The following is a 24,801-nucleotide window of genomic DNA, read 5'->3' on the forward strand; positions in this document are numbered from 1 at the left end:
GATGCGCATTGGTCTCGACCGGGCCCAGATCGTTCAGCGCCACGACCTCAATGTCCGTGCGCCCCGATTCGATGATCGCCCGCAATACATTGCGCCCGATCCGGCCAAATCCGTTGATGGCAACCTTGACGACCATGCCCTTACCTCCGGTGCTGCGGTGTCCTTGCGCGTGTGCTAGCGCTAACAACGCCAAAGCCGCGCAAATTGCAACAGCAGTCTGGCAGGCTCAGCGCCAGAAAGCTATCGCCAGAATACGACCCAGTCGATCAGGTGGAGGAAGCGCCGCGCAAGGAACAGCATGGCCTGCGCATCATTGGCAAAATAATCGGCCGCACCGGCGGCGGCCAGAAGCAGGAGCAGGATCAGCGCGACGTGGTTGGTCACCGGGGGCCCTTTCGGCAGGCGGCAGGGCCCCGCCGGGGTCCCGTCAGTTCAGCAGGCGGCCCATGACACCGGCCACATCGGCCATGCGGCAAGAGAAGCCCCATTCGTTGTCATACCACGCCAGAACGCGAACGGAACGGCCCACAACCTTGGTCTGGTCCGGGGCGAAGATAGAGGATTGCGGCGTGTGGTTGAAGTCGATTGAGACTTTCGGCTCCGGATCATAGGCCATGACCATGCCCATATAGCCCGCGCAAGCCTCACGCACGATCTGGTTCACCTCTTCCGCCGTCACCGATTTCGCGGCGATGAAAGTCAGGTCCACGGCCGAGACATTGGGCGTGGGCACCCGGATGGCCGAACCGTCCAGCTTGCCCTTCAGTTCCGGCAGCACCTCGCCCAGGGCTTTCGCCGCGCCGGTGGAGGTGGGGATCATCGCCATGGCGGCGGCGCGGGCGCGGTACAGGTCCTTGTGGCGGCGGTCCAGCGTCGGCTGGTCGCCGGTGTAGCTGTGGATCGTGGTCATGATGCCGGATTCGATGCCCACGGCATCGTTCAGCACCTTGGCCAGCGGAGCGAGGCAGTTCGTCGTGCAGGATCCGTTCGACACCACCAGATGCTCGGGCGTCAGGCTGCGGTGGTTCACGCCGTAAACTACGGTCTTGTCGGCATTCTTGGCCGGGGCCGAGACCAGAACCCGCTTGGCGCCGCGGCCGAGGTGCACGGCGGCCTTGTCGCGTTCGTTGAAATTGCCGGTGCATTCCAGCACGACATCGACACCTTCCCAGTCCAGTTCGGCCGGGTTGTAGGTCGACATCATGCGGATCGGGCCGCGGCCCAGATCCAGCCCGCCGTCGGTGACCTTCACCGTGCCGGGAAAGCGGCCATGGACCGAGTCGTATTTCAGGAGATGGGCATTGGTTTCCACCGGCCCCGTCGCATTGATGGCCACGACCTGCACGTCGTTCCGGTTCGATTCGGCGATATGCGCCAGCGTGCAGCGCCCGATGCGCCCGAACCCGTTGATACCGACGGTGATGGTCATGATGGCCTCCGCGTTGATTCCCATGGTGCGGATAAACCGTATGCCTTTGTATGCCTAGTCTGAAAACCCCGCTATATCATGATGTTAGCGCAAACTTCAGATGTTTGCGCTAACCACTTTCGCCGCGGTGCGGAATCCGGCAATGATGGTCGCCGGACAGGCGGTTTGAGGATCGGGGATGAGCGGACTTCTGGCGCTTCTGGATGATGTGGCAGCGATTGCCAAGGTGGCGGCGGCCTCGGTCGATGATGTGGCGGCGGCGGCCGCCAAAGCGGGGGCCAAGGCCGCGGGCGTGGTGATCGACGATGCCGCGGTCACGCCGAAATATGTGACAGGCTTTTCGCCCAAGCGGGAGCTGCCGATCATCTGGCGCATCTCGCTCGGCTCGCTCCGGAACAAGATCATCATCCTGCTGCCGGCGCTGCTGCTGTTGCAAACCTTTCTGCCGGCGGCGATCACGCCTTTGCTGATGCTGGGCGGTGCCTATCTGTGCTTTGAGGGGGCGGAGAAGGTGTTTCATGCCCTGTTCCCCCATGCCGATGCCGAGGTGACCGCGGATATGGATCCGAAGGATCCGGCCCGGCTGGAAGAGGAAAAGATCGCCGGGGCCATCAAGACCGATTTCATCCTTTCGGGTGAGATCATGACCATCGCGCTGTCGGTGATCGAAGAGCCGAACATCTGGATGCAGGGCACGGTTCTGGCGGTGGTGGGGATTGCGATCACCGTTGCGGTCTATGGTGCGGTGGCGCTGATCGTGAAGATGGATGACATCGGCCTGCATCTGGCGGCCGAGGGGCGGCTTGGTGCGACCCGCAGCCTTGGCCGCGGGCTGGTGAAGGGGATGCCGGTGCTGCTGCGGGTGCTGTCGGTGGTGGGCACGGCGGCGATGCTCTGGGTCGGCGGCAATATCGTGCTGCACGGGCTGGAGGTGACGCATCTCTGGGCCTGGCCCTATGAGACGATCCATCACATCGCGGAAAATGTGGCGGCGGCGGTCGGGCAGGCGCAGGGCTTTGTGGCCTGGGCGGTGACCGCGGCGCTGGACGGGGTGGCGGGGCTGATCATCGGCACGGCGCTGATCCCGGTGGCCACCCGGATCATCGCACCGCTGTGGCGGGCGGTGACGGGCAAGGGCAAGGCCGCGGGGCATTAGGCCCCGCCTGCCTCACCGGCGGAGCAGGACGGGCAGGGTGAAGATCACCAGCCCGGCCCAGATGAAGCCGAAGGCCACCAGCTTGCCCATGCTGAACGGCTCATCAAAGACGAAGACGGCGGTCAGGAAGATCAGCGTCGGTGCGATATACTGCATCATGGCGATGGTGGACAGCCGCAACCGCTTGGCCCCATTGGCATAAAGCATCAGCGGCCCTGCGGTGACGATCCCGCAGCCCATCAGCAGCCAGGTATCTGCCGCCGGGCCGGTCAGCAAATGGCCGGTCCCGGTCAGCGCAAACCACAAGAACAGACCCACGGCGGGCGGCAGCAACAGCAGCACCTCCAGCGCGAAGCCTTGATTGGGGCCGATGGGCAGGCTGCGCTTGAAATAGGCGTAGAATCCCCAGGTCAGCGTCAGCGACAGCGCGATCACCGGCAGTTGCCCCGCCTCCCATGTCAGTAGGCCCACACCCACCACCGCCAGCGCGATGGCCGCCCATTGCAGCGGCAGCAGCCGCTCGCGCAGCAGAACGGCGCCAAGGAAGACGGAAAACAGCGGGTTGATGTAATAGCCAAGCGCCGCGTCCAGCGCATGGCCCGCGCCGATGGCCCAGACATAGATCCCCCAGTTGACCGAGATCAGCGCCGCCGTCACCACCCCCATGGCCAGAATCCGCGGCGTGGTCAGCGCGGTTTTCAGATCGGCGGTGCGGCCCAGCCAGACCAGCACGGCCAGCGCCACTGGGATTGACCAGATCACCCGATGGGCCACCACTTCGACCGGAGAAATTGCTGCCAGCTGCTTCATATACAGCGGCAGGAACCCCCAGAGGAGATAGGCCGACAGCGCGAACAGGAATCCGGACAGGCTGTCACCCGCCGGGGTGGGGGACGGGGCAGAGGGGGCGTTCTGGGTCATCCCCGGTTCCTAGCCCGCCCGGAAAAGCGGCGCCACGGCGAAGTTGTGCCCGTCACAATGCACGGGGCGCAACAGGCGCGCATATGCAGGACCGCCAGTTGGCGCATGAGCGCGGCATCTCCGGCGAAAACCCCGGTTGCTGCATGGCGGCGCACGCGGGCGGCTCAGCCCGGTGGCAGGCTCCAGCCGGGCGGGGCGAGTTCGAACCCTTCAAACCGGAAGCCGGGGCTGACGGTGCAGGACACCAGCGTGAAGGCGCCAAGGCTTTCGGCGGCCTGCCACCAGCCGGTGGGGACCACCAGTTGCGGGCTTTGCCCGGCCAGCACGTCGGGGCCAAGGGTCTGGTCCTGTGCGCGGTCCAGACCCATCGACAGGCATAAGGGCGCCCCGGCATGCCAGAGCCAGATTTCATCGGCATCGACGCGGTGCCAGTGGCTCCGCTCTCCCGCCTGCAACAGGAACAGGATCGCGGTGCCCGAGGCGCGGCCCTCCCGCTCGGGTCCCTTCAAGGTCTGGCGATACCAGCCGCCTTCGGGGTGGGGCTGCAGGGCCAGCCTGTCGATCAGGCGTTGCGCTTCGGTCATGCGTCCCTCCAGTCGCCGGGGTTCAGCCCCGCAATCGTCCAGTCGCCCACCCGCCAGCGGATCAGCCGCAGCGTGGGGTGTCCCACGGCGGCGGTCATCCGGCGCACCTGCCGGTTGCGCCCCTCGCGGATCGTCAGTTCCAGCCAGCTGTCGGGGATCGCCTGCCGCACCCGGATCGGCGGCACGCGGGGCCAAAGCCAGCCGGGCGCGGGCACAAGGCGGGCACGGGCGGGCAGGGTGGGGCCATCCTTCAGCGTGACGCCCTGCTCCAGCGCGGACAGGGCGGCGGCATCGGGGATGCCCTCAACCTGCGCGAAATAGGTCTTTTCGGTCTTGTGCTTCGGATCGGCAATCCGGGCCTGCAACCGGCCGTCATCGGTCAGCACCAAGAGCCCCTCGCTGTCGCGGTCCAGCCGCCCGGCGGGATAGACGCCCTTGACCGGGACGAAATTGGCCAGCGTCGGGCGGCCCTGATCGTCGGTGAACTGGGTCAGCACGTCATAGGGTTTGTTCAGAAGGATCGTGCGCGGCATGGCGCGGGTCTAGCAGGCCCGCGCCCGCCGGGGAATAGCCCCGTGCCGCCGTCAGGCGCTGGCCGCCTTACGCGCCATGGCGCCGGCCAGTTTTTCGGACACCAGCCCGAAGAGGTTCCCCACCAGAAGCGAGGCGAAGACCAGCGCCGCGGCTCGCAGCGTGGCCGCAGGCTCTCCGATGGCCACGCCGGTCAGCAGGCAGAAGGCCGCGGTCGAGGCATAGCCATAGACCGCTGCCGGAATCGTCGCCAGCTGCGGCAGATGCGCCCCCATGACCAGCACCACGACCGAGACGCCGACGATGACGGAGGTGACGGCGACCGAACCCGCGACCGTGCCCACCACGATCAACGCGACGCTGGCGACCACGACGCCCCAGGCATGGTTGATCACGGATTTGGTCAGCCCCTCGGCCTTGCCGCCGGTGTGGTAGAAGCTGCCCCAGCCGATGAACAGGGCCCAGACCTGAAGGCCAAGCGGCGTGCCAAGGCACAGATAAGTGGCGACAGCGGCCAGCGCGCCGATGGAGACCGCCAGTGCGGTGATGATGTGCATGTGTCCCTCCCGTTTCGGAAAACGCCTTTGTGGCGCGGGGGAAGGGTTCCCTGACAAAGCGGGCGGAACAATCGCACCAAGGTCTCTACGACCGTGAACGGGGCGCGAACGGGGCCGGAACATCCCGCGCGCGATGGTCGTAGATGCAGGCGCAGCGCGGGCCTCAGGCCACGACCATGGTGCCCCAGCCGTCATAGCGCCCGCCATATTCGGCGGTGATGCGGATCACCGCCTCGGTCAGCGGGTTCAGCTCGGCCGGTGCATCTTCGCGCCAGAACTCCACCGCGACCGGCAGTTCGGGGTCGTCATGATCAGTGAAAGCCTCGATCTCATGGCCGATCTCGCCCATGCGGGCCGCGAAATCGCCGGCCAGCATCCGGTCGGCAAACAGCGCGCGGTGGTCGATCCGCCGCGGCGTGGTGCCGTCGTCGCCATGCGCCCGCAGCTTCTCCAAGAGGTCCGCGTTCGAGATGTTCTGCCAGACCACCTCATCGGGATAAAGGACATCGCGGTAATAGGACCAGTCGCTGTCCTGCCGCTCATGGCTGGCGTGGTCATAGTCGCTGTCCTCCAGCGCTTCGTCCACAAGGGCCAGAATATCGTCGGGATGCGGGGTGTAGATGTACAGCGCCATCTTGCCGCCGCCGTAGCTGCGGGCGACCAGATGGGCGTAATCCCCGGGCAGCGCCTCACGGATCGCCTCGGCCAGTTCCTGCAGGGCAGGCAGTTCGGCACGGGCGACGATCTCGCCCCGGGCGGAGTGCTTCTGTGCGACTTCCAGCACCAGCAGCGTTTCCGCATCGCCATGGCCAAGCGCGCCGATCCAGCCCGCATCGACCGAGATCATGGCGGGCTGATCGTCCAGCACGGTCAGGTAATTGACCCAGTTCTCGGGCGGGCGTGCGGTTTCGGTCATCGGTCACACCCTTGCGCAGGGGAAAGCGGCGGCCGGTCAGGGCCGCCGCAAACGCTTACTTCAGGATCGAGCGGCCCGCGAATTCGGCGGTCTCGCCCAGCATTTCCTCGATCCGGATCAGCTGGTTGTATTTCGCCAGCCGGTCCGACCGGGCCAGAGAGCCGGTCTTGATCTGGCCGCAGTTGGTCGCCACCGCCAGATCGGCAATCGTGCTGTCCTCGGTCTCACCCGAGCGGTGCGACATGACGTTGGTGTAGCGGGCGCGATGCGCCATCTCCACCGCCTGCAGCGTCTCGGTCAGGGTGCCGATCTGGTTGACCTTCACCAGCATCGAATTCGCCACGCCCTTCTCGATCCCCTCGGCCAGACGGCGGGGGTTGGTCACGAAGAGGTCATCGCCCACCAGCTGAACCTTGCCGCCCAGCTTGTCGGTCAGCAGCTTCCAGCCCGCCCAGTCATCCTCGGCCATGCCGTCTTCGATGGAGATGATCGGGTAATCCCCGCAGAGCTTGGCCAGATAGTCGGCGTTTTCTTCCGACGACAGCGACAGGCCTTCGCCCTTCATCTCATACTTGCCGCCCTTGAAATATTCGGTGGACGCGCAGTCGAGGGCAAGGAAGATGTCCTCACCCGGGGCATAGCCCGCCTTTTCGATGGCCTTCAGGATGAAATCCAGCGCCACGCGGGTGGACGACAGGTTGGGGGCAAAGCCGCCCTCATCGCCGATGCCGGTCGAGAGGCCCGCCGCCGAAAGCTCTTTCTTCAGCGTGTGGAACACTTCCGAGCCCATGCGGACGGCGTCACGGATGTTCTCCGCGCCGACCGGCATGATCATGAATTCCTGAATGTCGATCGGATTGTCGGCATGTTCGCCGCCGTTGATGATGTTCATCATCGGAACCGGCAGGACGCGGGCCGAGGTGCCGCCGACATAGCGGTAAAGCGGCTGGTTCGAGAATTCCGCGGCGGCCTTGGCCACGGCCAGCGAGACGCCGAGGATGGCGTTGGCGCCAAGGCGCGACTTGTTCGGGGTGCCGTCCATCTCGATCATGGTGCGGTCGATGCCGACCTGTTCGGTGGCGTCATAGCCGACCAGCTCTTCGGCCAGCTCGCCGTTGACGGCGGCGACGGCCTCCAGCACGCCCTTGCCCATGTAACGCGACTTGTCGCCGTCGCGCTTTTCCACCGCCTCATGCGCGCCGGTCGAGGCGCCCGAGGGAACGGCCGCGCGGCCCATGGCCCCGCTTTCCAGAACCACGTCGACTTCGACGGTGGGGTTTCCGCGGCTGTCGAGAATCTCGCGGGCGTGAATGTCGATGATGGTGCTCATCTGGGGCTCCGGGTGCTGACGTTATGGGGTCTGTCGCGGGAAGGGCCTGTCCCGCGCCCCCTTTAGCCGCCCGCGCCGGATTGGGGAAGCCCGGCCTTGCGCTTTCGTTCGCGCGACAGGACATAAAGACCCGAGGCGGTCACGATGGCCGCGCCCAGCATCACCGCCGCCGTGGGACGTTCGCCCAGGAAGACCACGGCCAGAAGGACCGAGAATACCAGACGGGTGTAGCGGAAGGGGGCCACGACAGACACCTCGCCCAACCGCATGGCGGCCACGACCATGTAATATCCGATGCAGCCGAAGACGATGGCCGCGGCCAGCCCGGCCGAGGCGCCCCCGCCGGGCAGGATCAGCGCCTCGTCCCGGGCGATCATCAGGACCACGCCGCCCGGCACGCAGGCATAGACGCCCCAGCACGACAGGCTCATCGAGCCGGTGGTGGCGGGCATCCGCCGTGTCACAAGGTCGCGCACCGCCACCGCGGCCACGCTGGCCAGCATGGCAAGGCCGATGGCGTCAAAGCCGCTGTTCCACGGCTGCAGGATGATCATCACGCCGACCAGCCCCACAAGGATCGAGGTCCAGCGCCGCCAGCCCACGGTTTCGCCAAGGAACAGTGCGGCCCCCGCAGTCACCATCAGCGGCAACGCCTGCAAAAGGGCGGCGGCAAAGGACAAAGGCGCCAGCGCAAGCACAAGGATGTACAGCAGTGCCGCCACCGCCTCAGCCAGATTGCGGGCAAGGGCATGGCCGCGAAAGGCCGCCAGCGAGAACGGCTGTTCCCCCCGGCGCAGCGCCAGCAGGGCAAAGATCGTGCCGCCGATCAGCCCGTTGATCACCAGAACCTGACCGGGCGGCATGTCGGCCGCCGCGCGCTTCAGGAACAGGTCCTCGACCGCGAAGGCGGCCATCGAGCCGACCATCCACAGGGCGGCGCGGGTGTTTTCGCTGCGGTCGGTCATTCTGGCTTCCCCCCGGGGCGCGGACCATCGGGACCGGGCCTTAGAGGCCTAGCGGATTGGCCCCCGGGCGGCAAGGCGGGGCGGGCGGCGACTCACTCTGGGGGCGAGAGAGGGCATGAGCCGAGGGCTGTGCCCGTAGCGGAGCATTGATCCCGTGTCCTTTGTGCCATCCCCTGTGGCGGAGCATGCGGCCGATTCACGCGGCCCACGGCGCCGCCTTGCTTTGACCAAAGCCTGAGCGGCTGCGTCCAAGGGGCGGCGATGCCGGGCAAATCATGCGTTGTTCACAAACTGCTTCAGCGGTTGTCCACAGGATTGTCCACTGCGGGCGGCATTCAGGAGTGCGAATGAAACTGTGGATGATTGGAAGAATCCTGTTGCGGCACCGGGGATGATCCGACAGTTTGTCACCGTGACGTGAATGCCCACCATATATGGTGTCGCGCAGCGCAGAAATGCTCCGATCCGCAGCCATCACAGGCTTTGACGGTCCTGCCTTTTGATGCGGCAGGGCAACGGGGCATTGTCGCCTGTGCGGCCGGGCAGGCGCCGGGGACAGGAAGCCGGACCACCCGCAGGGGCAGAGGCCGGGCAAACAAACGGGGTTGAGGCAGATGAAGATCGAACGGAAGTTCACCACCGAGGCCGCTGGCGCCTACGGGTCCATGGCCTTTGCGACCACTGCGTCGGAAATCCGCAATCCCGACGGCAAGGTCGTCTTCCGCAATGAGGCGGTGGAAATCCCCGAAGGCTGGAGCCAGGTCGCCTCGGACGTGCTGGCGCAAAAGTATTTCCGCAAGGCGGGCGTGCCGGCGGTGCTGAAGAAGCTGCGCGAGAAGGGCGTGCCGGAGTTCCTGTGGCGCTCGGTCCCCGATGAGGATGCCCTTGCAAAGCTGCCGCCCGAGGCGCGCTTTGGCGGGGAAACCAGTGCGAAGCAGGTGTTCGACCGGCTGGCCGGCGCCTGGACCTATTGGGGCTGGAAGGGCGGCTATTTCACCGCCGAATCCGATGCCCGCGCCTATTTCGACGAGATGCGCTTCATGCTGGCCCGGCAGATGGCCGCGCCGAACAGCCCGCAATGGTTCAACACTGGCCTGCACTGGGCTTACGGAATCGACGGGCCGGGGCAGGGGCATTTCTACGTGGACCATGCCTCTGGCCGTCTGGTGCAATCGCAGTCGGCCTATGAACATCCGCAGCCGCATGCCTGCTTCATCCAGTCCGTCGCCGACGATCTGGTGAACGAAGGCGGGATCATGGACCTTTGGGTGCGCGAGGCGCGGCTGTTCAAATACGGTTCGGGCACCGGCACCAATTTCTCCTCGCTGCGGGCCGAAAATGAACGGCTGTCGGGCGGCGGCAAATCCAGCGGCCTGATGGGGTTCCTGAAGATCGGCGACCGGGCGGCGGGGGCGATCAAATCCGGCGGCACCACGCGGCGGGCCGCGAAGATGGTGATCGTGGACATGGATCACCCCGATATCGAGGCCTTCGTGAACTGGAAGGTGATCGAGGAACAGAAGGTCGCCTCGCTGGTGGCCGGCTCCAAGATGCACGAGCTGCGGCTGAACGAGGTCTTCGCCGCGATCCGCGCCTGGGACGGTTCGTCCGAAGATGCGGTGGACCCGGCCAAGAACCCCGCGCTGAAGCGCAGCCTGCGCGATGCGAAAAAGGCGATGATCCCGGACACTTACGTGAACCGTGTGCTGCAATATGCGCGGCAGGGTTTCACCTCGATCGAATTTCCGACCTATGACACGGACTGGGATTCCGAGGCCTATATGACCGTCTCGGGCCAGAATTCGAACAATTCGGTGCGGGTGACCGATGCCTTCCTGCGCGCCGTCCGCGAAGACCTGCCGTGGGAACTGATCCGCCGCACCGATGGAAAGGTGGCCAAGACGGTTTCGGCCCGCGACCTTTGGGCCGATGTGGGCCATGCCGCATGGGCCTGTGCGGACCCCGGCATCCAGTTCCATGACACGGTGAACAGCTGGCACACCTGTCCCGAGGACGGGCCGATCCGCGGATCGAACCCCTGTTCGGAATATATGTTCCTGGACGATACCGCCTGCAATCTGGCCTCGATGAACCTGCTGACCTTCTTCCGCGAAGGCCGCTTCGATGCCGAGGGCTATATCCACGCGACCCGGCTCTGGACCGTCACGCTGGAGATCAGCGTGATGATGGCGCAGTTCCCGTCCAAGGAGATTGCGCAACGCTCTTATGACTTCCGCACCCTTGGGCTGGGCTATGCCAATATCGGCGGCCTGTTGATGAACATGGGGCTGGGCTACGATTCGACCGAGGGCCGCGCCCTTTGCGGCGCGCTGACGGCGATCATGACCGGCATCTCCTATGCCACATCGGCCGAGATGGCGGGCGAACTGGGTGCGTTCGCCGGTTATGCCCGCAACCGCGATCAGATGCTGCGGGTGATCCGCAACCACCGTGCCGCCGCATGGGGCCACAGCGGTTATGAGGGGCTGAACGTCGCCCCGGTGCCGCTGGATCAGGCGAACTGCCCCGATCCGGTGCTGGTCAGCCTTGCGAAATCGGCCTGGGACGAGGCGCTGACCCTGGGCGAACGCCACGGGTTCCGCAATGCGCAGGTCTCAGTCATCGCGCCCACCGGGACGATCGGGCTGGTGATGGATTGCGACACCACCGGGATCGAGCCGGATTTCGCGCTGGTGAAGTTCAAGAAACTGGCGGGCGGCGGCTATTTCAAGATCATCAACCAGTCGGTGCCCGCCGCGCTGGAGACCTTGGGCTATCCCGGCCATCAGGTGGCCGAGATCGTGGCCTATGCCGTGGGCCACGGGTCCTTGGCGCAGGCGCCGGGGGTGAACCACACCGCCCTTCTGGGCCATGGTTTCGGCCCGCGCGAGATCGAGAAGATCGAGGCCGCGCTGCCTTCGGCCTTCGACATCCGCTTCGTCTTCAACCAATGGACGCTGGGAGAGGATTTCTGCCAGCAGACCCTAGGCATCCCGGCGGAAAAACTGTCGGACCCGACCTTCGACCTGCTGCGCCATCTGGGATTCACCAAGGCGCAGGTCGATGCGGCGAATGACCATGTCTGCGGGACGATGACGCTGGAGGGCGCGCCCTGGCTGAAGCCCGCGCATCTGGCGGTGTTCGACTGCGCCAACCCCTGCGGCAAGAAGGGGACGCGGTTCCTGTCGGTCGAGGCGCATATCCACATGATGGCCGCGGCGCAAAGCTTTATCTCGGGCGCGATTTCCAAGACGATCAACATGCCCAATGCGGCGACGATCCCCGAGGTTCTGGCCGCCTATGAGCTGTCGCATTCGCTGGGCATCAAGGCCAATGCGATCTACCGCGACGGATCGAAGCTGAGCCAGCCGCTCGCCTCGGCCCTTGTGGAAGAGGATGAGGAGGCGGAAGAGATTCTCGCCTCCGGGACTCCGCAGGAAAAGGCGCAGGTCATCGCCGAGAAGATCGTGGAAAAGGTGATCGTCCGCGAAATCGTCCGCAGCCACCGCGAGAAGCTGCCCGAACGCCGCAAGGGCTATACCCAGAAGGCGATTGTCGGCGGCCACAAGGTCTATCTGCGCACCGGCGAATATGCCGACGGCTCCTTGGGCGAAATCTTCATCGACATGCACAAGGAAGGCGCGGGCTTCCGTGCCATGATGAACAACTTCGCCATCGCGGTGAGCGTCGGCCTGCAATACGGTGTTCCGCTTGAGGAATTCGTCGAAGCCTTCACCTTCACCCGGTTCGAACCCGCTGGGATGGTGCAGGGCAACGACAGCATCAAGAACGCCACCTCGATCCTGGACTATATCTTCCGCGAACTGGCGATCAGCTATCTGGACCGCACCGATCTGGCCCATGTGGCACCGACCGGCACCGCCTTTGACGACCTTGGCCGCGGCGATGCCGAGGGCAAGCGCAACATCGGCGACGTCAGCGACACCGCGGCCACCAAGTCGGTAGAACTGCTGAAATCCATCAGCTCCACCGGCTATCTGCGCAAACGGATGCCGCAGGAACTGATGGCGTTTCAGGGCAATCCTGCGGGGCTGAGCGGGCATGGTGGCGAGGCGCGGGTTGCGGGCTTTGCCGAAACAGCCTCCAGCTTCACGCTGGGCGTGGCCACCGCGGATGCAAGGGTCAAGGCCAAGATGCAGGGCTACACCGGCGACCCCTGCGGCGAATGCGGCAACTACACGCTGGTCCGCAACGGCACCTGTCTGAAGTGCAACACCTGCGGCGGCACCACAGGCTGCAGCTGAGGAGAAGGCGGAACGGGCAGGGTGCCTGAGGCACCCCGCGGCGCGGGGCGGGCGGAACAAACTCCGCGCGGCCCGCGTTTGTCTTGGCAAATTGGCAAACCTGTGTGGAGGTGAACATGCCCGATATGCCCCGTGATCCGAAGCCGCCGACCGATCTTGAAACCAAACGCAAGACCCAGAAACAGGCCGGGCAGAAACTGGACATATCGCAGGTCCACGCGCCGCATACGGCACCTGCACGGCGCGAACGCGCGGTCAGCGACGTGGAAGAGCCGAGCCTGCCGGAAGACGACGCCTGAACAGCTTCTGATCGGCAAAGGCAGGGCGCGCCGTGGTAGGCCCGGAGGGACTTGAACCCCCAACCAAGGCGTTATGAGCGCCCTGCTCTGACCATTGAGCTACAGGCCCGCCAGGCGCGCGCCCTGCGGGAACGGGATTAGCACAGGGGACAGGACGGTCAAGGCTCCGGTTCGTGTGCGGAAGCGGAAGACCGGACCGAGGGGCACAGCACGGGTCCATATTCGCCGGTTCGCGTCAACGGCACCCTATGCGGACCGCATCCACGGGTTCCCGGGTTCACTCCGGCGGCAAATGGGCGCGCCAGCCGCGGGCAAGGTCGGGCTGGGAAAATACCGTGGTGCCAGCCGCGGCGAAACCGGGCGATTGCCCCGGGCTGGTGAAGCGGGTGACGGTGACCCGTCCACCGTCGAAGTCGATGAGATTGAAGTCGTTCTCCTCTCCGCGCAGCCGGGTGGACAGGGCGGTGCCTGCCTGCACGGCCAGCATGGTGCGTCCGCCCTCACGCAGGGCATAGGGCGCCGCGGCCCATTGGTGCAGGTGGCCGCAGAGGATGACATCCGCCCCCGCCTCGGCCAGCGCCTGTGCGGCCAGCGCGGCGCCGGCCATCGGCGCCTTGCCGGTCTCGGGCGGCTGGTGCAGCGGATGGTGCATCGCCACCACGCGCAATTGCCCGGGCAGCGCCTGCGACAGCCGGGTGCAGGCCAGATCGAGCGAGGCTTCGCGCACCAGACCACGCTGCCAGACCCAAGGGTCGGCGGTATTCATGCCGATCACCCGCAACCGCGGGGTTTCCAGCATCGGCTCCAGATCACGTGCGACCGACCGGCGAAAGGCCCGGAAGGGGCAGAAGATCCGCGCCGCGAGATTGTAGAGTGGCATGTCATGATTGCCCGGAATACACAGGACCGGGCCGGGCAGGGCGGCCAGAAAGCCCCGCACCTGACGATATTGTCCCGCCAGCGCCCGCTGCGTCAGATCGCCCGAGATCACGGTGATATCCGGGCGCAGCCGGGTGACCTCGGCCGCCAGGGCGCGGTCCAGGCCCGGGCGTTCGGTGCCGAAATGCAGGTCGGACAGATGGACGATGCGTCCGGTCATGCGGCCCCCGTGCCGGAGGGAACGATCACCCGCAGGGCAGCGGGCAGGGCGCGGAAGCGGAAGGGCGCCTGCATCTTCTCGCGCTCGCCATCGCGGGCGATGGTGCGGCGGGGCGCACGGGTCTCGATCTCCACCTCGGTTGCGCCTTCCAGCGTGAAGTCGCGGTAGGGCCGTGCCACGCGCAGGAACATGCGGATCGAAAAGCCCAGAACCTGCCAGCGCCGCAGTTCGGGCGCGACATAGACGGCCAGCTTGCCCTGCCGGATCAGATCCACCCCGTCCTGCAGCCCGTATTGCTCAAGCTGATAGGCATTCTGGGCCACAAAGACCATCGGGCTGCGCAGATGGGTGGCACGGCCATCGGTGATGATCCGCAGGCGCGAGGGGCGGTCATAGGTGGTCAATGTGCGCAACGCCGACCAATAGGCCGCCCAGCGGGACCTTCCGTATTTCGCATAGACCTTTTCGCGCTTTTCCAGAAGCGCGGGGTAAAGGCCCAGACTGGCGTTGTTCAGAAACAGCCGCCCGTTCACCTCGGCCGCGGCGACGCTTTCGACCTGGCCATGAATCAGGGCCTCAACCGCCGCTTCGGCGGTTTCCGGCAGGCCAAGGCTGCGGGCAAAGAAGTTGAACGTGCCCAGAGGGATGATCCCGAGCACCGCCTCGCTGCCGGCCAGCGCCTGTGCCACGGCGCAAACCGTGCCGTCGCCGCCTGCGGCCACAATCGTGGCAAAGCCCTCGTTCCGGGCGCGTTCCGCCTCTGCCGTCAGCCGGGCGCCATGGCGGATCAGCCGCACCTCGGGGTTCAGCCCGGCGGCGCGCAGGGGTTCGACCAGCGCATGAATGCGCGCGGCGCCCTTCTTGCCCGAACCGGCGTTGGCGATGACGCAAATGGGCGTGTCGGGCATGATCCGTTCCGTTGGGTCCGGGGGCCAAACGCAAAAGCGGCCCGCCCGGTTCCCGGCTTTGTTGCTAAGCCCAAGCAAAGCGTCTATGGGACCGGCGACACCAGCAGTCAGGGCGAGGCGGGCGATGAGCAAGGGTCAGGTGACGGGTCACAACGGGCTGACCTATGCCGAGGCGGGCGTGGACATCGACGCGGGCAACCGCCTTGTGGACCGCATCAAACCGGCGGCCAAGGCCACGGGCCGCAGCGGCGTGATGGGCGGGTTGGGCGGTTTCGGCGCGCTCTTTGACCTGAAGGCCGCGGGCTACAATGACCCGATCCTTGTGGCCGCCACCGACGGCGTGGGCACCAAGCTGCGCATCGCCATCGACACCGGCAATGTGGACACGATCGGCGTCGATCTTGTGGCCATGTGCGTGAACGATCTGGTCTGCCAGGGCGCTGAGCCGTTGTTCTTCCTGGATTATTTCGCCACCGGCAAGCTGGAGGTCGATCAGGCCACCCGCATCATCGAAGGCATCGCCGCGGGCTGTGCCGCCTCGGGCTGTGCCCTGATCGGCGGCGAGACGGCCGAGATGCCGGGCATGTATCACAAGGGCGATTTCGACCTTGCCGGTTTCGCCGTGGGCGCGATGGAACGCGGGGCCGATCTGCCGAAGGATGTGGCCGAGGGCGACGTGCTTCTGGGCCTTGCCTCGAACGGGGTGCATTCCAACGGCTATTCCTTTGTCCGCAAGGTCGTGGAACTGTCGGGGCTGGGCTGGGATTCGCCCTCGCCCTTCTCCGAAGGAACTTTGGGAGAGGCGCTGTTGGCGCCGACCCGGCTTTATGTGAAGCAGGCCTTGGCGGCGGTGCGGGCGGGTGGCGTGCATGGCCTTGCCCATATCACCGGCGGCGGCATCACCGAAAACCCGCCGCGCATCCTGCCCGAGGGGCTGGCCTGCGAGATCGACCTTGGCGCATGGACCCTGCCGCCGGTGTTCCGCTGGCTGGCCGAGACCGCCAATATGTCCGAGCCGGAACTGCTGAAGACCTTCAACTGCGGCATCGGCATGATGCTGGCGGTGGAACCGAACCGCGCCGATGAGATCGAAAAGCTGCTGGCCGCGGCGGGTGAAACCGTCGCACGGCTTGGCCGCATCGTCCCCGCCACCGCCGAGGGCACGACCGTGATCTACAAGGGCCGCCTGCTGTGAAGCGTGTCGCCCTCCTGATTTCCGGGGGCGGGTCGAACATGGTGGCGCTGGTCCGGTCGATGACCGGCGACCATCCGGCGCGGGCCGTGCTGGTGGCATCCAACGATCCTAAGGCGGGCGGGCTGGCCAAGGCCGCCGAGATGGGCATTGCCACTGCGGCGGTGGACCACAAGCCCTTTGGCAAGGATCGCGGCGCGTTCGAGGCTGCGCTTTTGCAGCATATCGAAGCGGCCGAGCCGGATATCCTGTGCCTTGCAGGCTTCATGCGGGTGCTGACGCCGGGTTTCGTGTCGCGGTTCGAAGGGCGGATGCTGAACATCCACCCCTCGCTTTTGCCGAAATATCCGGGCCTGCACACCCATCAGCGCGCGCTGGACGCGGGCGATACGCAGGCCGGGTGCACCGTGCATGAGGTGACGGCCGTGCTGGATGATGGCCCGCTTCTGGGGCAGGCGCGGGTGCCGGTTCTGCCGGGGGACACCGCAGACACGCTGGCCGCCCGCGTTCTGGTGCAGGAGCACCGGTTGTATCCTGCGGTGCTGCGCCGTTACGCGGCCGGAGACCGGACGCCGGTTGTCCTTTAGCCGCGTGGCGCGTCGGGGCGGGTGGCGATCCAGCTGCCGGTGACCAGCAGGACGGCGCCCTGCGCGGCCAGAATCCAGCCCCGCACCCCCAGGACAAAGCTCAGCACAAAGACCGCGGCCATGGCGATCAGTGCTGCCCGTTTTCCCCGGCGCGAAATCGCCCGGTGTTGCTGCCAGTCGCGGATCGCCGGGCCAAAGACCGAATGCGACAGCAACCAGCCATGCAACCGCTCGGACGAGCGGGCAAAGCAGGCGGCGGCCAGAATGACGAAGGGTGTCGTCGGCAAGAGCGGCAGGAACGCCCCCAGTATGCCAAGCGCCAGCGCCAGAAGCCCCGCCATGAGCCACAAGGCCCGGATCACCGGCTGACGCATGTCAGAGATCCCGCGCGTCGAATTGCTGGCGGGCGGCCTGAACGGAGGGGATCGCGGATTTGGCCCAATGATACAGGCTGCGGAACGGCGGCAGCAGCGTCTGGCCCAGATCGCTGAGCGCATATTCCACCGCCACGGGCGAGGTGGCCAGCACACGCCGGATGACCAGCCCGTTCCGCTCCAGCCGGCGCAGGGTCTGGGTCAGCGATTTCTGCGATACGCCCTCCAGCCCGCGTTTGATGGCGTTGAACCTCTGCGGCTCCCGCTCCAGCACGGCCAGAACCATGACCGACCATTTGTCGACGATCTGGTCGAACAGTTCCCGCGTCGGGCATTCGGCGTGGAAATGCGCATTGCAGCTCTGATCCCAGACCGAGGCATGAAGCGACGGCATCTCTCTCACATTCATGCGGTTACCTCCGGGTGACCTGGTGCTGTTCAGGTGCCTCATTGACACCAGGTCTCTAAGTTATACCTATTCCGCAACGCAGAAAAGGAGTAACCGATGACCTCTGCCACCGATGTGCTGTTCCGCCCGCTGACGATCAAGGGGCTGACCCTGCCCAACCGCATTGTCATGGCGCCCATGACCCGCGCCAAGGCCGAAGGCGGTCTGCCCGGTGCGGCGCAGGTGGACTATTACCGCCGCCGCGCCGAAGGCGGCGTGGGGCTGATCCTGTCCGAAGGTACGGTGATCGACCGGCCGGTGTCGCGCAACCTGCCCGGCATTCCGTTCTTCCACGGCGCCGCGCTGGACGGATGGAAGCAGGTGATCGATGCCGTCCATGCCGAAGGCGGCCGGATGGGGCCGCAGATCTGGCACACCGGGTCCACCCGCGCGGGATGGGAGCCGGAGCAGCCGGTCGAAAGCCCCTCGGGCCTTGTGGGTCCGGGGGATCCCCGCGGCAAGGAAATGACCGAAGAGGATATCGCCGACACGATCGCCGCCTTTGCCCGCGCCGCGGCGGATGCCAAACGGCTGGGCTTTGACGTGGCCGAACTGCATGGTGCCCATGGCTATCTGATCGACCAGTTCTTCTGGTCCGGTACCAACCAGCGCAGCGACCGCTGGGGTGGGCCGACGATCCGCGACCGTTCGCGCTTTGCCGTCGAAGTGGTGAAGGCGGTGCGTGCCGCCATCGGGCCGGATTTCCCGCTGATCCTGCGGCTGTCGCAATGGAAGCAGCAGGATTACAAGGTGAAGCTGGCCGCCACGCCCGCCGAGATGGAGGACTGGCTTCTGCCGCTGTCCGAGGCCGGGGTGGATGTCTTCCACTGCTCGCAGCGGCGGTTCTGGGTGGCGGAATATCCGGAGCTTGATGGTGAAGAGGGGCTGAACTTCGCGGGCTGGGCCAAGAAGATCACCGGCAAGCCGACGATCAGTGTGGGCTCGGTCGGGCTGGACGGCGAATTCTTCGCGGCCTTCGCGGGGCAGGGGTCGCAGGCCATGCCGCTGGACAATCTGATCCGCCGGATGGAACGCGAGGAGTTCGACCTGATTGCCGTGGGCCGCGCCCTGATCAGCGATCCCGCCTGGGTGCAGAAGGTGCAGACCGGCGCCCCGCTGGCGGGTTTCAATGCTGCCGACCTGGCCGAACTGGTCTGAATCGCGGTTTTTTCCCCTGAATCGGCGGGACTGCACAGGGCAAAGGGTTTCCATCCCGCTTCACCACCCGTAGAACGGTGAGGCGGGATACCCCCGTGATGCCTGTTGAGGCCAGCGAAAGACGCCGATGCGCACGATCACCACGACCGAAGACCTGGCCGCCTTTTGTGCGGCCGCGAAGGCCGCCCCCTACGTCACGCTCGACACCGAATTCCTCCGCGAACGCACCTATTGGTCAAAGCTCTGCCTGATCCAGATGGCGCTGCCGGGCAAGGACGGCGAGGCGGTGCTGGTCGACCCGATCGAGGGCGAGGACCTGTCGCTGGAACCGCTCTATGACCTCTTCCGCCACGAAGGCACGGTCAAGGTGTTCCACGCCGCCCGGCAGGATCTGGAGATTTTCTTCGTCGAAGGCGGTGTCTTTCCGAAGCCCCTGTTCGACACGCAGGTCGCCGCCATGGTCTGCGGCTTTGGCGAGCAGGCCGGGTATGAAACGCTGGTGCGGCGGATCGCCAAGGCCAATCTCGACAAGACCAGCCGCTTCACCGACTGGTCACGCCGCCCGCTGAGCGAGGCGCAGAAGGATTACGCGCTGGCCGATGTCACCCATCTGCGGGTGATCTACGAATGGCTGGCCGCGCAGCTGAAGAAGAACGGCCGCGGCCCCTGGGTCGAGGAAGAGCTGGCGATCCTGACCGATCCGGCGACCTATACCGTCCATCCCGATGAGGCCTGGCTCCGGATCAAGACCCGCACCACCTCGGGCCGGTTTCTGGCCGTGGTGAAGGAACTGGCCAAATTCCGCGAGACCTATGCCCAGGCGCAGAACGTGCCGCGGTCGCGGGTGATGAAGGACGACGCGCTGTTGGAGCTGGCCTCCACCCGGCCTTCGAATATGGAAGAGCTCGGGCGGTCGCGCCTTCTTCTGCGCGAAGGCCGCAAGCCCGAGATCGCCGAGGGCATTCTGGCTGCGGTCAAGGCCGGGCAGGAGATGAAGCCCGAGGATATGCCCAAGGTCGACCACCCGCAGGACGCCCCGCAGGTGAATGGCGCGCTGGCCGATCTGCTGCGGGTGCTCCTGAAGGCGAAGTCCGAACAGCTGGGCGTCGCGCCCCGTCTGATCGCCTCGTCCGCGGAACTGGACACCATCGCCGCAGGCGGGCGTGAGGGCGAGGCGCTGAAAGGCTGGCGCCGCGAAGCCTTTGGCGAAGACGCGCTGAAACTGTGCAAAGGCGAAATCGCGCTGTCGGCCAAAGGGACGGAAGTCCGGGTGGTGCGGCTGTAGGGGGGGGCATTGCAGCGGCTCACGCAAGTCTTCGGATGGGTCGATTTTCCCCGCCCACTGTTCTACGAGGCTGAGTTTGCGCTGAGGTTTGAACTCGGTGGCGAACTGCCAATGGGACCGCGGCGTTTTCTTCAAGCAATGGATCGCGCACGGGCTGTCGCCTCTGCCCTGTTTGCCAAGGCTGATCGTTTGACAGTCGCAACCAGCTACATGGGGCGACGTCTGACCCCGGCAATCCCAGCGAAACTAAGGCAAGCACTCGGTGACACCGAAGTTCAGATCGCAGACGCCCAATCTTTTCGTCCTCCCCCGAGAGATTCAAACGATCTGGAAAACGCGGCCGAAGGCTGGTACCGCTTCATCTGGACGTTCGACATCCGGAATGATGACAGCCAGATTCTGCCGTTTCTCTGGGCCTCGGTTGCCAATGAGATGCCCATTTCGCCGCGCTTCCCCGTTCTTGCCGGTAGCTACATCATGGATCTGACGAACGGCGTCATGCTCGTTGTCTATGACGACAGGGGAATGGATGCTGCGGCTGTCGAGCCGGAGCTGCTTCGCCCCAGCTACGAAAAGTTCAATTCCTGGCTTCTCGACCATGACCGGCCATTGATGGATGCCATGTTTGCCGACCCGGACACCAATTCTCGGGATGCTTAGGCGTTTATCGCCGCCCCTACCGCCGCACCGCCCGCGCGTTCAGCTCGCCCTGCACCACGATCTCGCGCACATCGCGCAGCTTGACGTTGGAGAGATGGATCGCCGCCGTCACCTCGCGCGATTGCGGCGTGTTCACATCGGCGCTGCCCACCGGCGGGAAGATGCGGAATTCCAGCACCAGACGACCCGAGCCATCCGCAGGCGCCTCGACCAGCTCGGCATTCCAGTAGCCCTGGGTCGGCGGCAGGCCCGTCGCGCGCACGATCGCGCCCGAGGGGATGGGTTCGATCACCAGCGTGACCACCTGTTGCACCAGCCCGCGCGGATCGGCAGGCTTTTCCGGCAGCACCACCTTTTCGGCGGGGGCGGACGCGCCGAACCAGTTGAACGGGTTCAGCTTGCTGTCACGGACGGCGCCGCAACCGGCAAGGGCCGCGATCAGGGCAAGGGTGGCAATCTGGCGGATCATCGGGCACTCCATTGTCCCCTCTTGGCTAGCCCAAAGGGCAGGCTTTGAAAAGCGCCCGTTTCCCGCTCTGGACCTTCGGGCGCTGCGGGATTACCCAAGGCCCAAAGGAGACCGCCATGGCCACCCAAGCTTTCGAGGACATCGCCGAGACGCTGGAGTTTCTGGACGATTGGGAAGACCGCTACCGCCATGTGATCGAACTGGGCCGCGCCATGCCGCCGCTGGACGACAGTTTCAAGGTGCCTGCCTACAAGGTCGAAGGCTGTGCCAGTCAGGTCTGGCTGCGGCCGCAGGTGGCGCAGGGGCGGTTCGATTTTCAGGGTGACAGTGATGCCATGATCGTGCGCGGCCTGATCGCCATTCTGCACGCGCTTTATGCCGGGGTTCCGGTGGCCGAGGTGGGCAGAATCGATGCCGCGGCCGAACTGGGGCGGCTGGGGCTGAACGACCATCTGTCGGCGCAGCGGTCGAACGGGCTGCGCGCCATGGTGGACCGCATCCGCCACACCGCCGCCACAATGCGCTGAGGGGCGGGAAACGATTCCGCAGCGCCGGCCGGGATTGTGCACGAACCCACGGATTGTTTGAAATTCGACCTGTGATATATTGAAATTGAACAATATTTTATTGGATCGGTGCTGTTATGGAAATGTTGTTTCCGCTGGTGATGGGGGTGCTGCTGTTCGGGGCGGCCATTCTTGAGACCTTTTCCCGGCCTGACGAGGAAACATCCCACGGCCCCGATTTCCCCGGGGGCGATAAGGACGAATAGGATGGCGCGACCGATGCCGATGACCGGCTGACCGTGGCCGACGATGCCACCGGCATGTTCGACGGGGCCTGCGGGCGATGATACGATCACCGTCGAGGCCGAGACCGGTGTGACCGTGACCATCCAATCCCCGACCGAGCTGATGGGACACTGAAGACACCACCCCCCGCTGGATGTAACGGGCGGCGCGGGCGATGACACGCTGCTGCTGTCGGGCAACGGCTATGCCGTCACCGGGGGCGAGGGCGCGGACCGGATTGAGCTGGGCGACGCGCAGAACACCTCGGTCACCGGGGGGCGTCGGATAGGTTCGTGGGCGGTACCGGCGGGGAATCGGTTCATGTCCATTTGACGGAAACGGCGCAATATCAGGGCTCTGCCGCGGATGAGGCGGTGGTGAATGCCTTCTCCGGCCCGGTGGATATGGGCGTGGGCGATGACACGGTCATCGGCATCGGCGGCGCTTCCTCCGTCTCGGGCGCGCGCGGGCAATGACGTGCTGATCGGAACCGTGTCGGAAGGCGCATGCTCCCCGTCGGCCACCGACCGGCTGGCCTATTATACCAGCACCGATGCCGATACACTGGATGGCGGGGCGGGCAACGACGCCATCTCGGCCTCACACGGCGATCTCGTCACCACGGGCACCCGGGACGATGGGGTGCGGCTGTTTCTTGATGCGGGCACCGGGCTGGACCCCACCACCATCACCGATTTCAACCCGGACGAAGACCGGCTGATGATCGTCCATGACAGCTTCGACGCGATGAAATCGGCCGCGCCCGCGCGGACCGGGCAGGTCATCCTGACCGAGACGGATGGCAATACCATCGTCACCGGCGCGGACGGGCAGGTGCTGGCGGTGCTGCAGGGTGCCACCGGGCTGGGCGCGGGCATGTGGCTGTCCGAAGACGCGCCGCTGACCGATCTGGTGGGCAACCCGACCCCGGGCGCCAGCTATGACATCGTCTTCAGCCGCTATGCCGAATTCAGCAGCTGGGGCCGTTCGTCTGCATTCTGCATCGGATGGCAGGCAAACCACTGGCAAGGCTGGTCCTTTCAGCCCGTCACCGAGGCATCGGACCGGCGGATTGAAAACGCGCTAAAGCGGCGCGCAGGCGGCGGTCAGCCAGTCCGCAACCGCGCCCGAGACGCGCGGGCCAATCGTGGCCAGAACTTCGGCGTGATAGTCATCCAGCCACGAACGTTCCTCCGCGGACAACTGCTCCACAAGGATCAGCCGCCGGTCGAACGGCACGAAGGTCAGCGTCTCGAACGACAGCTGCCGCCGGTTGTCACCCAAGGGCGCGGCCTCCTGCACCACGATCAGGTTTTCCAGCCGGATGCCGAAGGCGCCCTCGCGATAATAGCCGGGCTCGTTCGACAGGATCATCCCCGGCTCCAGCGGCACCTCGCTCAGCCGGGAAATCCGCTGCGGCCCCTCATGCACCGACAGGAAGGCGCCGACGCCGTGGCCGGTGCCATGGTCGAAATCGCGCCCGGTCACCCAGAGCGGATAGCGGGCGAGGGGGTCCAGATCGCGGCCCGACAGGCCCACCGGCCAGCGGGCGCGCGAAATCGCGATCATCCCGCGCAACACGCGGGTAAAGCACTCGCGCGCCTCTGCCCCCGGATCGCCAAGCGCCACGGTGCGGGTGATGTCGGTGGTGCCATCGGCAAACTGCGCGCCGGAATCCACCAGCAGCAGCTCATCGGTCTGCAAGGCCCGGTCGGTCTGATCGGTAACCCGGTAATGCATGATCGCGCCATTCGGCCCCGATCCGCAGATCGTGTCGAAACTGATGTCATGCAGCGCATTCGTGGCCCGGCGAAAGCCTTCCAGCGCGCGCACCACCTGTGTCTCGGTCAGGGTGCCGGGCGCCTCTCGGTCCAGCCAGCACAGGAACTCCACCACCGCCGCCCCGTCGCGCAGATGGGCCGCGCGCATGCCCGCGATCTCAGCCGCGGTCTTCTTCGCTTTCGGCAGGCGGCAGGGGTCGTCGCCCCACCGAACCTCTATCCCGCGGCCGCGCAGCTCTTCCGACACCGCCAGCGGCGCCGTGGTCTTGTCCACCCGCACCGGCCCGATCAGCGCCAGCAGCGCGGGCAGGAATGCCTCGGGGCCCGCCAGCGTGACCTCCGGCCCCAGATGCGCCCGCACGGCGTCGTCGAATTTTGCCGGGTCAGAGAACAGCGCCACCGTGCCGTCGTCGGCCAGAATGGCAAAGCCATGCACCACCGGATTGCGCGGCACATCGGCGCCGCGGATGTTCAGCAGCCAGCACAGCGAATCCGGCAGCGTCAGCACCGCCGCCCGCTCCCCGGCCGCGCGCAGCTCTGCCGCCAACCGGCTGCGCTTGGCCGCATGGCTGTCGCCGGCAAGGCTGTCGGGATGCACGAAGACCCGGCCTGCGGGTGGCGCGGGCTGGTCGGGCCAGATCGCATCGACCACATTCTCCACCGCCGCCAGTGTGACCGCTGTGCCCTCCAGCGCGGCGCGGATACGGGCGATCTCATCCGCGGTGTGCAGCCACGGGTCAAAGCCCACAACGCCCGTTGCCAGATGATCGCGGAGCCAGTCGCCCGCCTTGACCTCGGGCCAGGGCACTGGGGTGAAATGGCCAAGGTCCACCTGCGCCTTCACCTGCGTGCGATAGCGCCCGTCGATGAACACACCCGCCAGATCCGGCAACACGATGCAAAAGCCCGCCGATCCGGTGAAGCCGGTCAGCCACTGCAACCGCTCATCCCGGGCGGCGACATATTCGCCCTGATGCGCATCGGCCCGCGGCACCAGAAACCCCGCCAAACCGCGCCGCGCCAGTTCCGCCCGCAGCGCCGCCAGCCGCCCGGGTCCCTGTTCCGGCGAGGCATGGCTTTCAAAGGTCTGGAACAT

Annotated in this window: 27 protein-coding genes and 1 tRNA gene; 10 read left to right on the forward strand and 18 right to left on the reverse strand. The window is 65.9% G+C overall.

Annotation, left to right across the window (positions count from 1 at the left end):
• The 3 genes from ACO2Q5_RS16730 to gap form a co-directional block, all read right to left on the reverse strand.
• The coding region (locus ACO2Q5_RS16730) for a glyceraldehyde 3-phosphate dehydrogenase NAD-binding domain-containing protein (RefSeq protein ID WP_423293375.1) at nucleotides 1-136 on the reverse strand (136 nt) is incomplete at its 3' end.
• Between the two features lie 104 nt (nucleotides 137-240).
• Complete coding sequence (locus tag ACO2Q5_RS16735) at nucleotides 241-384, reverse strand: hypothetical protein (protein ID WP_423293133.1); 144 nt, start codon at nucleotides 382-384, stop codon at nucleotides 241-243.
• A gap of 43 nt (nucleotides 385-427) precedes the next feature.
• Nucleotides 428-1,429 (reverse strand): type I glyceraldehyde-3-phosphate dehydrogenase, encoded by a 1,002-nt coding sequence (gap, locus tag ACO2Q5_RS16740; protein WP_423293135.1) that lies wholly within the window; start codon nucleotides 1,427-1,429, stop codon nucleotides 428-430.
• A 178-nt stretch (nucleotides 1,430-1,607) separates the two neighbouring features.
• Between gap and ACO2Q5_RS16745 the strand changes: the two genes are divergently transcribed.
• Nucleotides 1,608-2,585 (forward strand): DUF808 domain-containing protein, encoded by a 978-nt coding sequence (locus ACO2Q5_RS16745; protein WP_423293137.1) that lies wholly within the window; start codon nucleotides 1,608-1,610, stop codon nucleotides 2,583-2,585.
• A 12-nt stretch (nucleotides 2,586-2,597) separates the two neighbouring features.
• Here ACO2Q5_RS16745 and rarD read toward each other — a convergent pair whose 3' ends face one another.
• The 7 genes from rarD to ACO2Q5_RS16780 form a co-directional block, all read right to left on the reverse strand.
• Nucleotides 2,598-3,506: an EamA family transporter RarD gene (gene rarD / locus ACO2Q5_RS16750; protein WP_423293139.1), complete on the reverse strand. Its 909-nt coding sequence runs from the start codon at nucleotides 3,504-3,506 to the stop codon at nucleotides 2,598-2,600.
• A gap of 164 nt (nucleotides 3,507-3,670) precedes the next feature.
• Complete coding sequence (locus ACO2Q5_RS16755; protein WP_423293141.1) at nucleotides 3,671-4,090, reverse strand: cupin domain-containing protein; 420 nt, start codon at nucleotides 4,088-4,090, stop codon at nucleotides 3,671-3,673.
• Nucleotides 4,087-4,623 carry a pseudouridine synthase gene (locus ACO2Q5_RS16760; RefSeq protein ID WP_423293143.1) on the reverse strand — a complete coding sequence of 179 codons (537 nt, stop codon included), beginning with the start codon at nucleotides 4,621-4,623 and terminating at the stop codon, nucleotides 4,087-4,089. The genes ACO2Q5_RS16755 and ACO2Q5_RS16760 overlap by 4 nt, the downstream gene beginning before the upstream one ends.
• A gap of 51 nt (nucleotides 4,624-4,674) precedes the next feature.
• The gene (locus ACO2Q5_RS16765; protein WP_423293145.1) at nucleotides 4,675-5,178 is read right to left on the reverse strand and encodes a DUF1097 domain-containing protein; all 504 of its coding nucleotides are present in this window, start codon (nucleotides 5,176-5,178) and stop codon (nucleotides 4,675-4,677) included.
• A 163-nt stretch (nucleotides 5,179-5,341) separates the two neighbouring features.
• Complete coding sequence (locus ACO2Q5_RS16770) at nucleotides 5,342-6,094, reverse strand: DUF695 domain-containing protein (protein ID WP_423293147.1); 753 nt, start codon at nucleotides 6,092-6,094, stop codon at nucleotides 5,342-5,344.
• 55 nt (nucleotides 6,095-6,149) lie between these two features.
• A complete protein-coding gene (gene eno, locus ACO2Q5_RS16775; RefSeq protein WP_423293149.1) occupies nucleotides 6,150-7,424 on the reverse strand; it encodes a phosphopyruvate hydratase in 1,275 nt (424 codons plus the stop codon).
• Between the two features lie 62 nt (nucleotides 7,425-7,486).
• Complete coding sequence (locus tag ACO2Q5_RS16780; protein ID WP_423293151.1) at nucleotides 7,487-8,389, reverse strand: DMT family transporter; 903 nt, start codon at nucleotides 8,387-8,389, stop codon at nucleotides 7,487-7,489.
• Between the two features lie 614 nt (nucleotides 8,390-9,003).
• Here ACO2Q5_RS16780 and ACO2Q5_RS16785 point away from each other — a divergent pair.
• Complete coding sequence (locus ACO2Q5_RS16785; protein ID WP_423293153.1) at nucleotides 9,004-12,654, forward strand: vitamin B12-dependent ribonucleotide reductase; 3,651 nt, start codon at nucleotides 9,004-9,006, stop codon at nucleotides 12,652-12,654.
• 116 nt (nucleotides 12,655-12,770) lie between these two features.
• Entirely contained in the window at nucleotides 12,771-12,953 is a 183-nt protein-coding gene (locus ACO2Q5_RS16790) for a hypothetical protein (protein ID WP_423293155.1), read from the forward strand.
• A gap of 33 nt (nucleotides 12,954-12,986) precedes the next feature.
• Here ACO2Q5_RS16790 and ACO2Q5_RS16795 read toward each other — a convergent pair.
• From ACO2Q5_RS16795 to ACO2Q5_RS16805, 3 genes are all read right to left on the reverse strand, one after another.
• Nucleotides 12,987-13,062, reverse strand: a tRNA-Ile gene (locus ACO2Q5_RS16795).
• Between the two features lie 168 nt (nucleotides 13,063-13,230).
• Nucleotides 13,231-14,052: a metallophosphoesterase family protein gene (locus ACO2Q5_RS16800; RefSeq protein WP_423293157.1), complete on the reverse strand. Its 822-nt coding sequence runs from the start codon at nucleotides 14,050-14,052 to the stop codon at nucleotides 13,231-13,233.
• Complete coding sequence (locus ACO2Q5_RS16805; protein ID WP_423293159.1) at nucleotides 14,049-14,960, reverse strand: diacylglycerol/lipid kinase family protein; 912 nt, start codon at nucleotides 14,958-14,960, stop codon at nucleotides 14,049-14,051. Before ACO2Q5_RS16805 ends, ACO2Q5_RS16800 begins: the two co-directional genes overlap by 4 nt.
• Before the next feature lie 124 nt (nucleotides 14,961-15,084).
• Between ACO2Q5_RS16805 and purM the strand changes: the two genes are divergently transcribed.
• Together purM and purN are read left to right on the forward strand one after the other, a co-directional pair.
• Nucleotides 15,085-16,155, forward strand: coding sequence for a phosphoribosylformylglycinamidine cyclo-ligase (gene purM, locus ACO2Q5_RS16810; protein ID WP_423293161.1), 1,071 nt, complete (start codon nucleotides 15,085-15,087; stop codon nucleotides 16,153-16,155).
• On the forward strand, nucleotides 16,152-16,739 hold the full coding sequence (gene purN, locus ACO2Q5_RS16815) for a phosphoribosylglycinamide formyltransferase (RefSeq protein ID WP_423293163.1): 588 nt from the start codon (nucleotides 16,152-16,154) through the stop codon (nucleotides 16,737-16,739). The genes purM and purN overlap by 4 nt, the downstream gene beginning before the upstream one ends.
• Here purN and ACO2Q5_RS16820 read toward each other — a convergent pair.
• Together ACO2Q5_RS16820 and ACO2Q5_RS16825 are read right to left on the reverse strand one after the other, a co-directional pair.
• Complete coding sequence (locus ACO2Q5_RS16820; protein ID WP_423293165.1) at nucleotides 16,736-17,113, reverse strand: YbaN family protein; 378 nt, start codon at nucleotides 17,111-17,113, stop codon at nucleotides 16,736-16,738. The genes purN and ACO2Q5_RS16820 overlap by 4 nt on opposite strands.
• Nucleotide 17,114: 1 nt before the next feature.
• Entirely contained in the window at nucleotides 17,115-17,522 is a 408-nt protein-coding gene (locus tag ACO2Q5_RS16825) for a winged helix-turn-helix transcriptional regulator (protein ID WP_423293167.1), read from the reverse strand.
• Nucleotides 17,523-17,618: 96 nt separating this feature from the next.
• Between ACO2Q5_RS16825 and ACO2Q5_RS16830 the strand changes: the two genes are divergently transcribed.
• The 3 genes from ACO2Q5_RS16830 to ACO2Q5_RS16840 all read left to right on the forward strand — a co-directional run bounded on the left by ACO2Q5_RS16830 (nucleotide 17,619) and on the right by ACO2Q5_RS16840 (nucleotide 20,664).
• Entirely contained in the window at nucleotides 17,619-18,719 is a 1,101-nt protein-coding gene (locus ACO2Q5_RS16830; protein WP_423293169.1) for an NADH:flavin oxidoreductase, read from the forward strand.
• 127 nt (nucleotides 18,720-18,846) lie between these two features.
• The gene (rnd, locus tag ACO2Q5_RS16835) at nucleotides 18,847-20,004 is read left to right on the forward strand and encodes a ribonuclease D (RefSeq protein WP_423293171.1); all 1,158 of its coding nucleotides are present in this window, start codon (nucleotides 18,847-18,849) and stop codon (nucleotides 20,002-20,004) included.
• A gap of 9 nt (nucleotides 20,005-20,013) precedes the next feature.
• Nucleotides 20,014-20,664, forward strand: coding sequence for a DUF3885 domain-containing protein (locus ACO2Q5_RS16840; RefSeq protein ID WP_423293173.1), 651 nt, complete (start codon nucleotides 20,014-20,016; stop codon nucleotides 20,662-20,664).
• A gap of 16 nt (nucleotides 20,665-20,680) precedes the next feature.
• On the opposite strand, the gene ACO2Q5_RS16845 is transcribed toward ACO2Q5_RS16840, so the two are convergent.
• Nucleotides 20,681-21,133: a hypothetical protein gene (locus tag ACO2Q5_RS16845; RefSeq protein WP_423293175.1), complete on the reverse strand. Its 453-nt coding sequence runs from the start codon at nucleotides 21,131-21,133 to the stop codon at nucleotides 20,681-20,683.
• Nucleotides 21,134-21,249: 116 nt separating this feature from the next.
• Here ACO2Q5_RS16845 and ACO2Q5_RS16850 point away from each other — a divergent pair, with 116 nt between their 5' ends.
• Together ACO2Q5_RS16850 and ACO2Q5_RS16855 are read left to right on the forward strand one after the other, a co-directional pair.
• A complete protein-coding gene (locus ACO2Q5_RS16850) occupies nucleotides 21,250-21,660 on the forward strand; it encodes a SufE family protein (protein ID WP_423293177.1) in 411 nt (136 codons plus the stop codon).
• A 557-nt stretch (nucleotides 21,661-22,217) separates the two neighbouring features.
• Entirely contained in the window at nucleotides 22,218-22,400 is a 183-nt protein-coding gene (locus tag ACO2Q5_RS16855) for a hypothetical protein (protein ID WP_423293179.1), read from the forward strand.
• 124 nt (nucleotides 22,401-22,524) lie between these two features.
• Here ACO2Q5_RS16855 and ACO2Q5_RS16860 read toward each other — a convergent pair whose 3' ends face one another.
• Together ACO2Q5_RS16860 and ACO2Q5_RS16865 are read right to left on the reverse strand one after the other, a co-directional pair.
• Nucleotides 22,525-22,656 carry a hypothetical protein gene (locus ACO2Q5_RS16860; protein ID WP_423293181.1) on the reverse strand — a complete coding sequence of 44 codons (132 nt, stop codon included), beginning with the start codon at nucleotides 22,654-22,656 and terminating at the stop codon, nucleotides 22,525-22,527.
• A 351-nt stretch (nucleotides 22,657-23,007) separates the two neighbouring features.
• Nucleotides 23,008-24,801: an aminopeptidase P family protein gene (locus ACO2Q5_RS16865; RefSeq protein WP_423293183.1), complete on the reverse strand. Its 1,794-nt coding sequence runs from the start codon at nucleotides 24,799-24,801 to the stop codon at nucleotides 23,008-23,010.

The organism is Neotabrizicola sp. VNH66, assembly GCF_049445895.1.
In the GTDB taxonomy this organism is placed as follows: Bacteria; Pseudomonadota; Alphaproteobacteria; order Rhodobacterales; family Rhodobacteraceae; genus Pseudogemmobacter.

Bases quoted from the DNA above. Each gene is read 5' to 3' on its own strand.
- ACO2Q5_RS16820 (WP_423293165.1), bottom strand. From the start codon at position 17,113: ATGCGTCAGCCGGTGATCCGGGCCTTGTGGCTCATGGCGGGGCTTCTG.
- ACO2Q5_RS16865 (WP_423293183.1), bottom strand. From the start codon at position 24,801: ATGTTCCAGACCTTTGAAAGCCATGCCTCGCCGGAACAGGGACCCGGG.
- ACO2Q5_RS16760 (WP_423293143.1), bottom strand. From the start codon at position 4,623: ATGCCGCGCACGATCCTTCTGAACAAACCCTATGACGTGCTGACCCAG.
- ACO2Q5_RS16825 (WP_423293167.1), bottom strand. From the start codon at position 17,522: ATGAATGTGAGAGAGATGCCGTCGCTTCATGCCTCGGTCTGGGATCAG.
- ACO2Q5_RS16845 (WP_423293175.1), bottom strand. From the start codon at position 21,133: ATGATCCGCCAGATTGCCACCCTTGCCCTGATCGCGGCCCTTGCCGGT.
- eno (WP_423293149.1), bottom strand. From the start codon at position 7,424: ATGAGCACCATCATCGACATTCACGCCCGCGAGATTCTCGACAGCCGC.
- ACO2Q5_RS16785 (WP_423293153.1), top strand. From the start codon at position 9,004: ATGAAGATCGAACGGAAGTTCACCACCGAGGCCGCTGGCGCCTACGGG.
- ACO2Q5_RS16770 (WP_423293147.1), bottom strand. From the start codon at position 6,094: ATGACCGAAACCGCACGCCCGCCCGAGAACTGGGTCAATTACCTGACC.
- ACO2Q5_RS16745 (WP_423293137.1), top strand. From the start codon at position 1,608: ATGAGCGGACTTCTGGCGCTTCTGGATGATGTGGCAGCGATTGCCAAG.
- gap (WP_423293135.1), bottom strand. From the start codon at position 1,429: ATGACCATCACCGTCGGTATCAACGGGTTCGGGCGCATCGGGCGCTGC.
- ACO2Q5_RS16800 (WP_423293157.1), bottom strand. From the start codon at position 14,052: ATGACCGGACGCATCGTCCATCTGTCCGACCTGCATTTCGGCACCGAA.
- ACO2Q5_RS16860 (WP_423293181.1), bottom strand. From the start codon at position 22,656: ATGGACGATCATCAGCCGGTCTTCGTCCGGGTTGAAATCGGTGATGGT.
- rarD (WP_423293139.1), bottom strand. From the start codon at position 3,506: ATGACCCAGAACGCCCCCTCTGCCCCGTCCCCCACCCCGGCGGGTGAC.
- purM (WP_423293161.1), top strand. From the start codon at position 15,085: ATGAGCAAGGGTCAGGTGACGGGTCACAACGGGCTGACCTATGCCGAG.
- ACO2Q5_RS16780 (WP_423293151.1), bottom strand. From the start codon at position 8,389: ATGACCGACCGCAGCGAAAACACCCGCGCCGCCCTGTGGATGGTCGGC.
- ACO2Q5_RS16755 (WP_423293141.1), bottom strand. From the start codon at position 4,090: ATGACCGAAGCGCAACGCCTGATCGACAGGCTGGCCCTGCAGCCCCAC.
- ACO2Q5_RS16850 (WP_423293177.1), top strand. From the start codon at position 21,250: ATGGCCACCCAAGCTTTCGAGGACATCGCCGAGACGCTGGAGTTTCTG.
- ACO2Q5_RS16805 (WP_423293159.1), bottom strand. From the start codon at position 14,960: ATGCCCGACACGCCCATTTGCGTCATCGCCAACGCCGGTTCGGGCAAG.
- ACO2Q5_RS16830 (WP_423293169.1), top strand. From the start codon at position 17,619: ATGACCTCTGCCACCGATGTGCTGTTCCGCCCGCTGACGATCAAGGGG.
- rnd (WP_423293171.1), top strand. From the start codon at position 18,847: ATGCGCACGATCACCACGACCGAAGACCTGGCCGCCTTTTGTGCGGCC.
- ACO2Q5_RS16765 (WP_423293145.1), bottom strand. From the start codon at position 5,178: ATGCACATCATCACCGCACTGGCGGTCTCCATCGGCGCGCTGGCCGCT.
- ACO2Q5_RS16790 (WP_423293155.1), top strand. From the start codon at position 12,771: ATGCCCGATATGCCCCGTGATCCGAAGCCGCCGACCGATCTTGAAACC.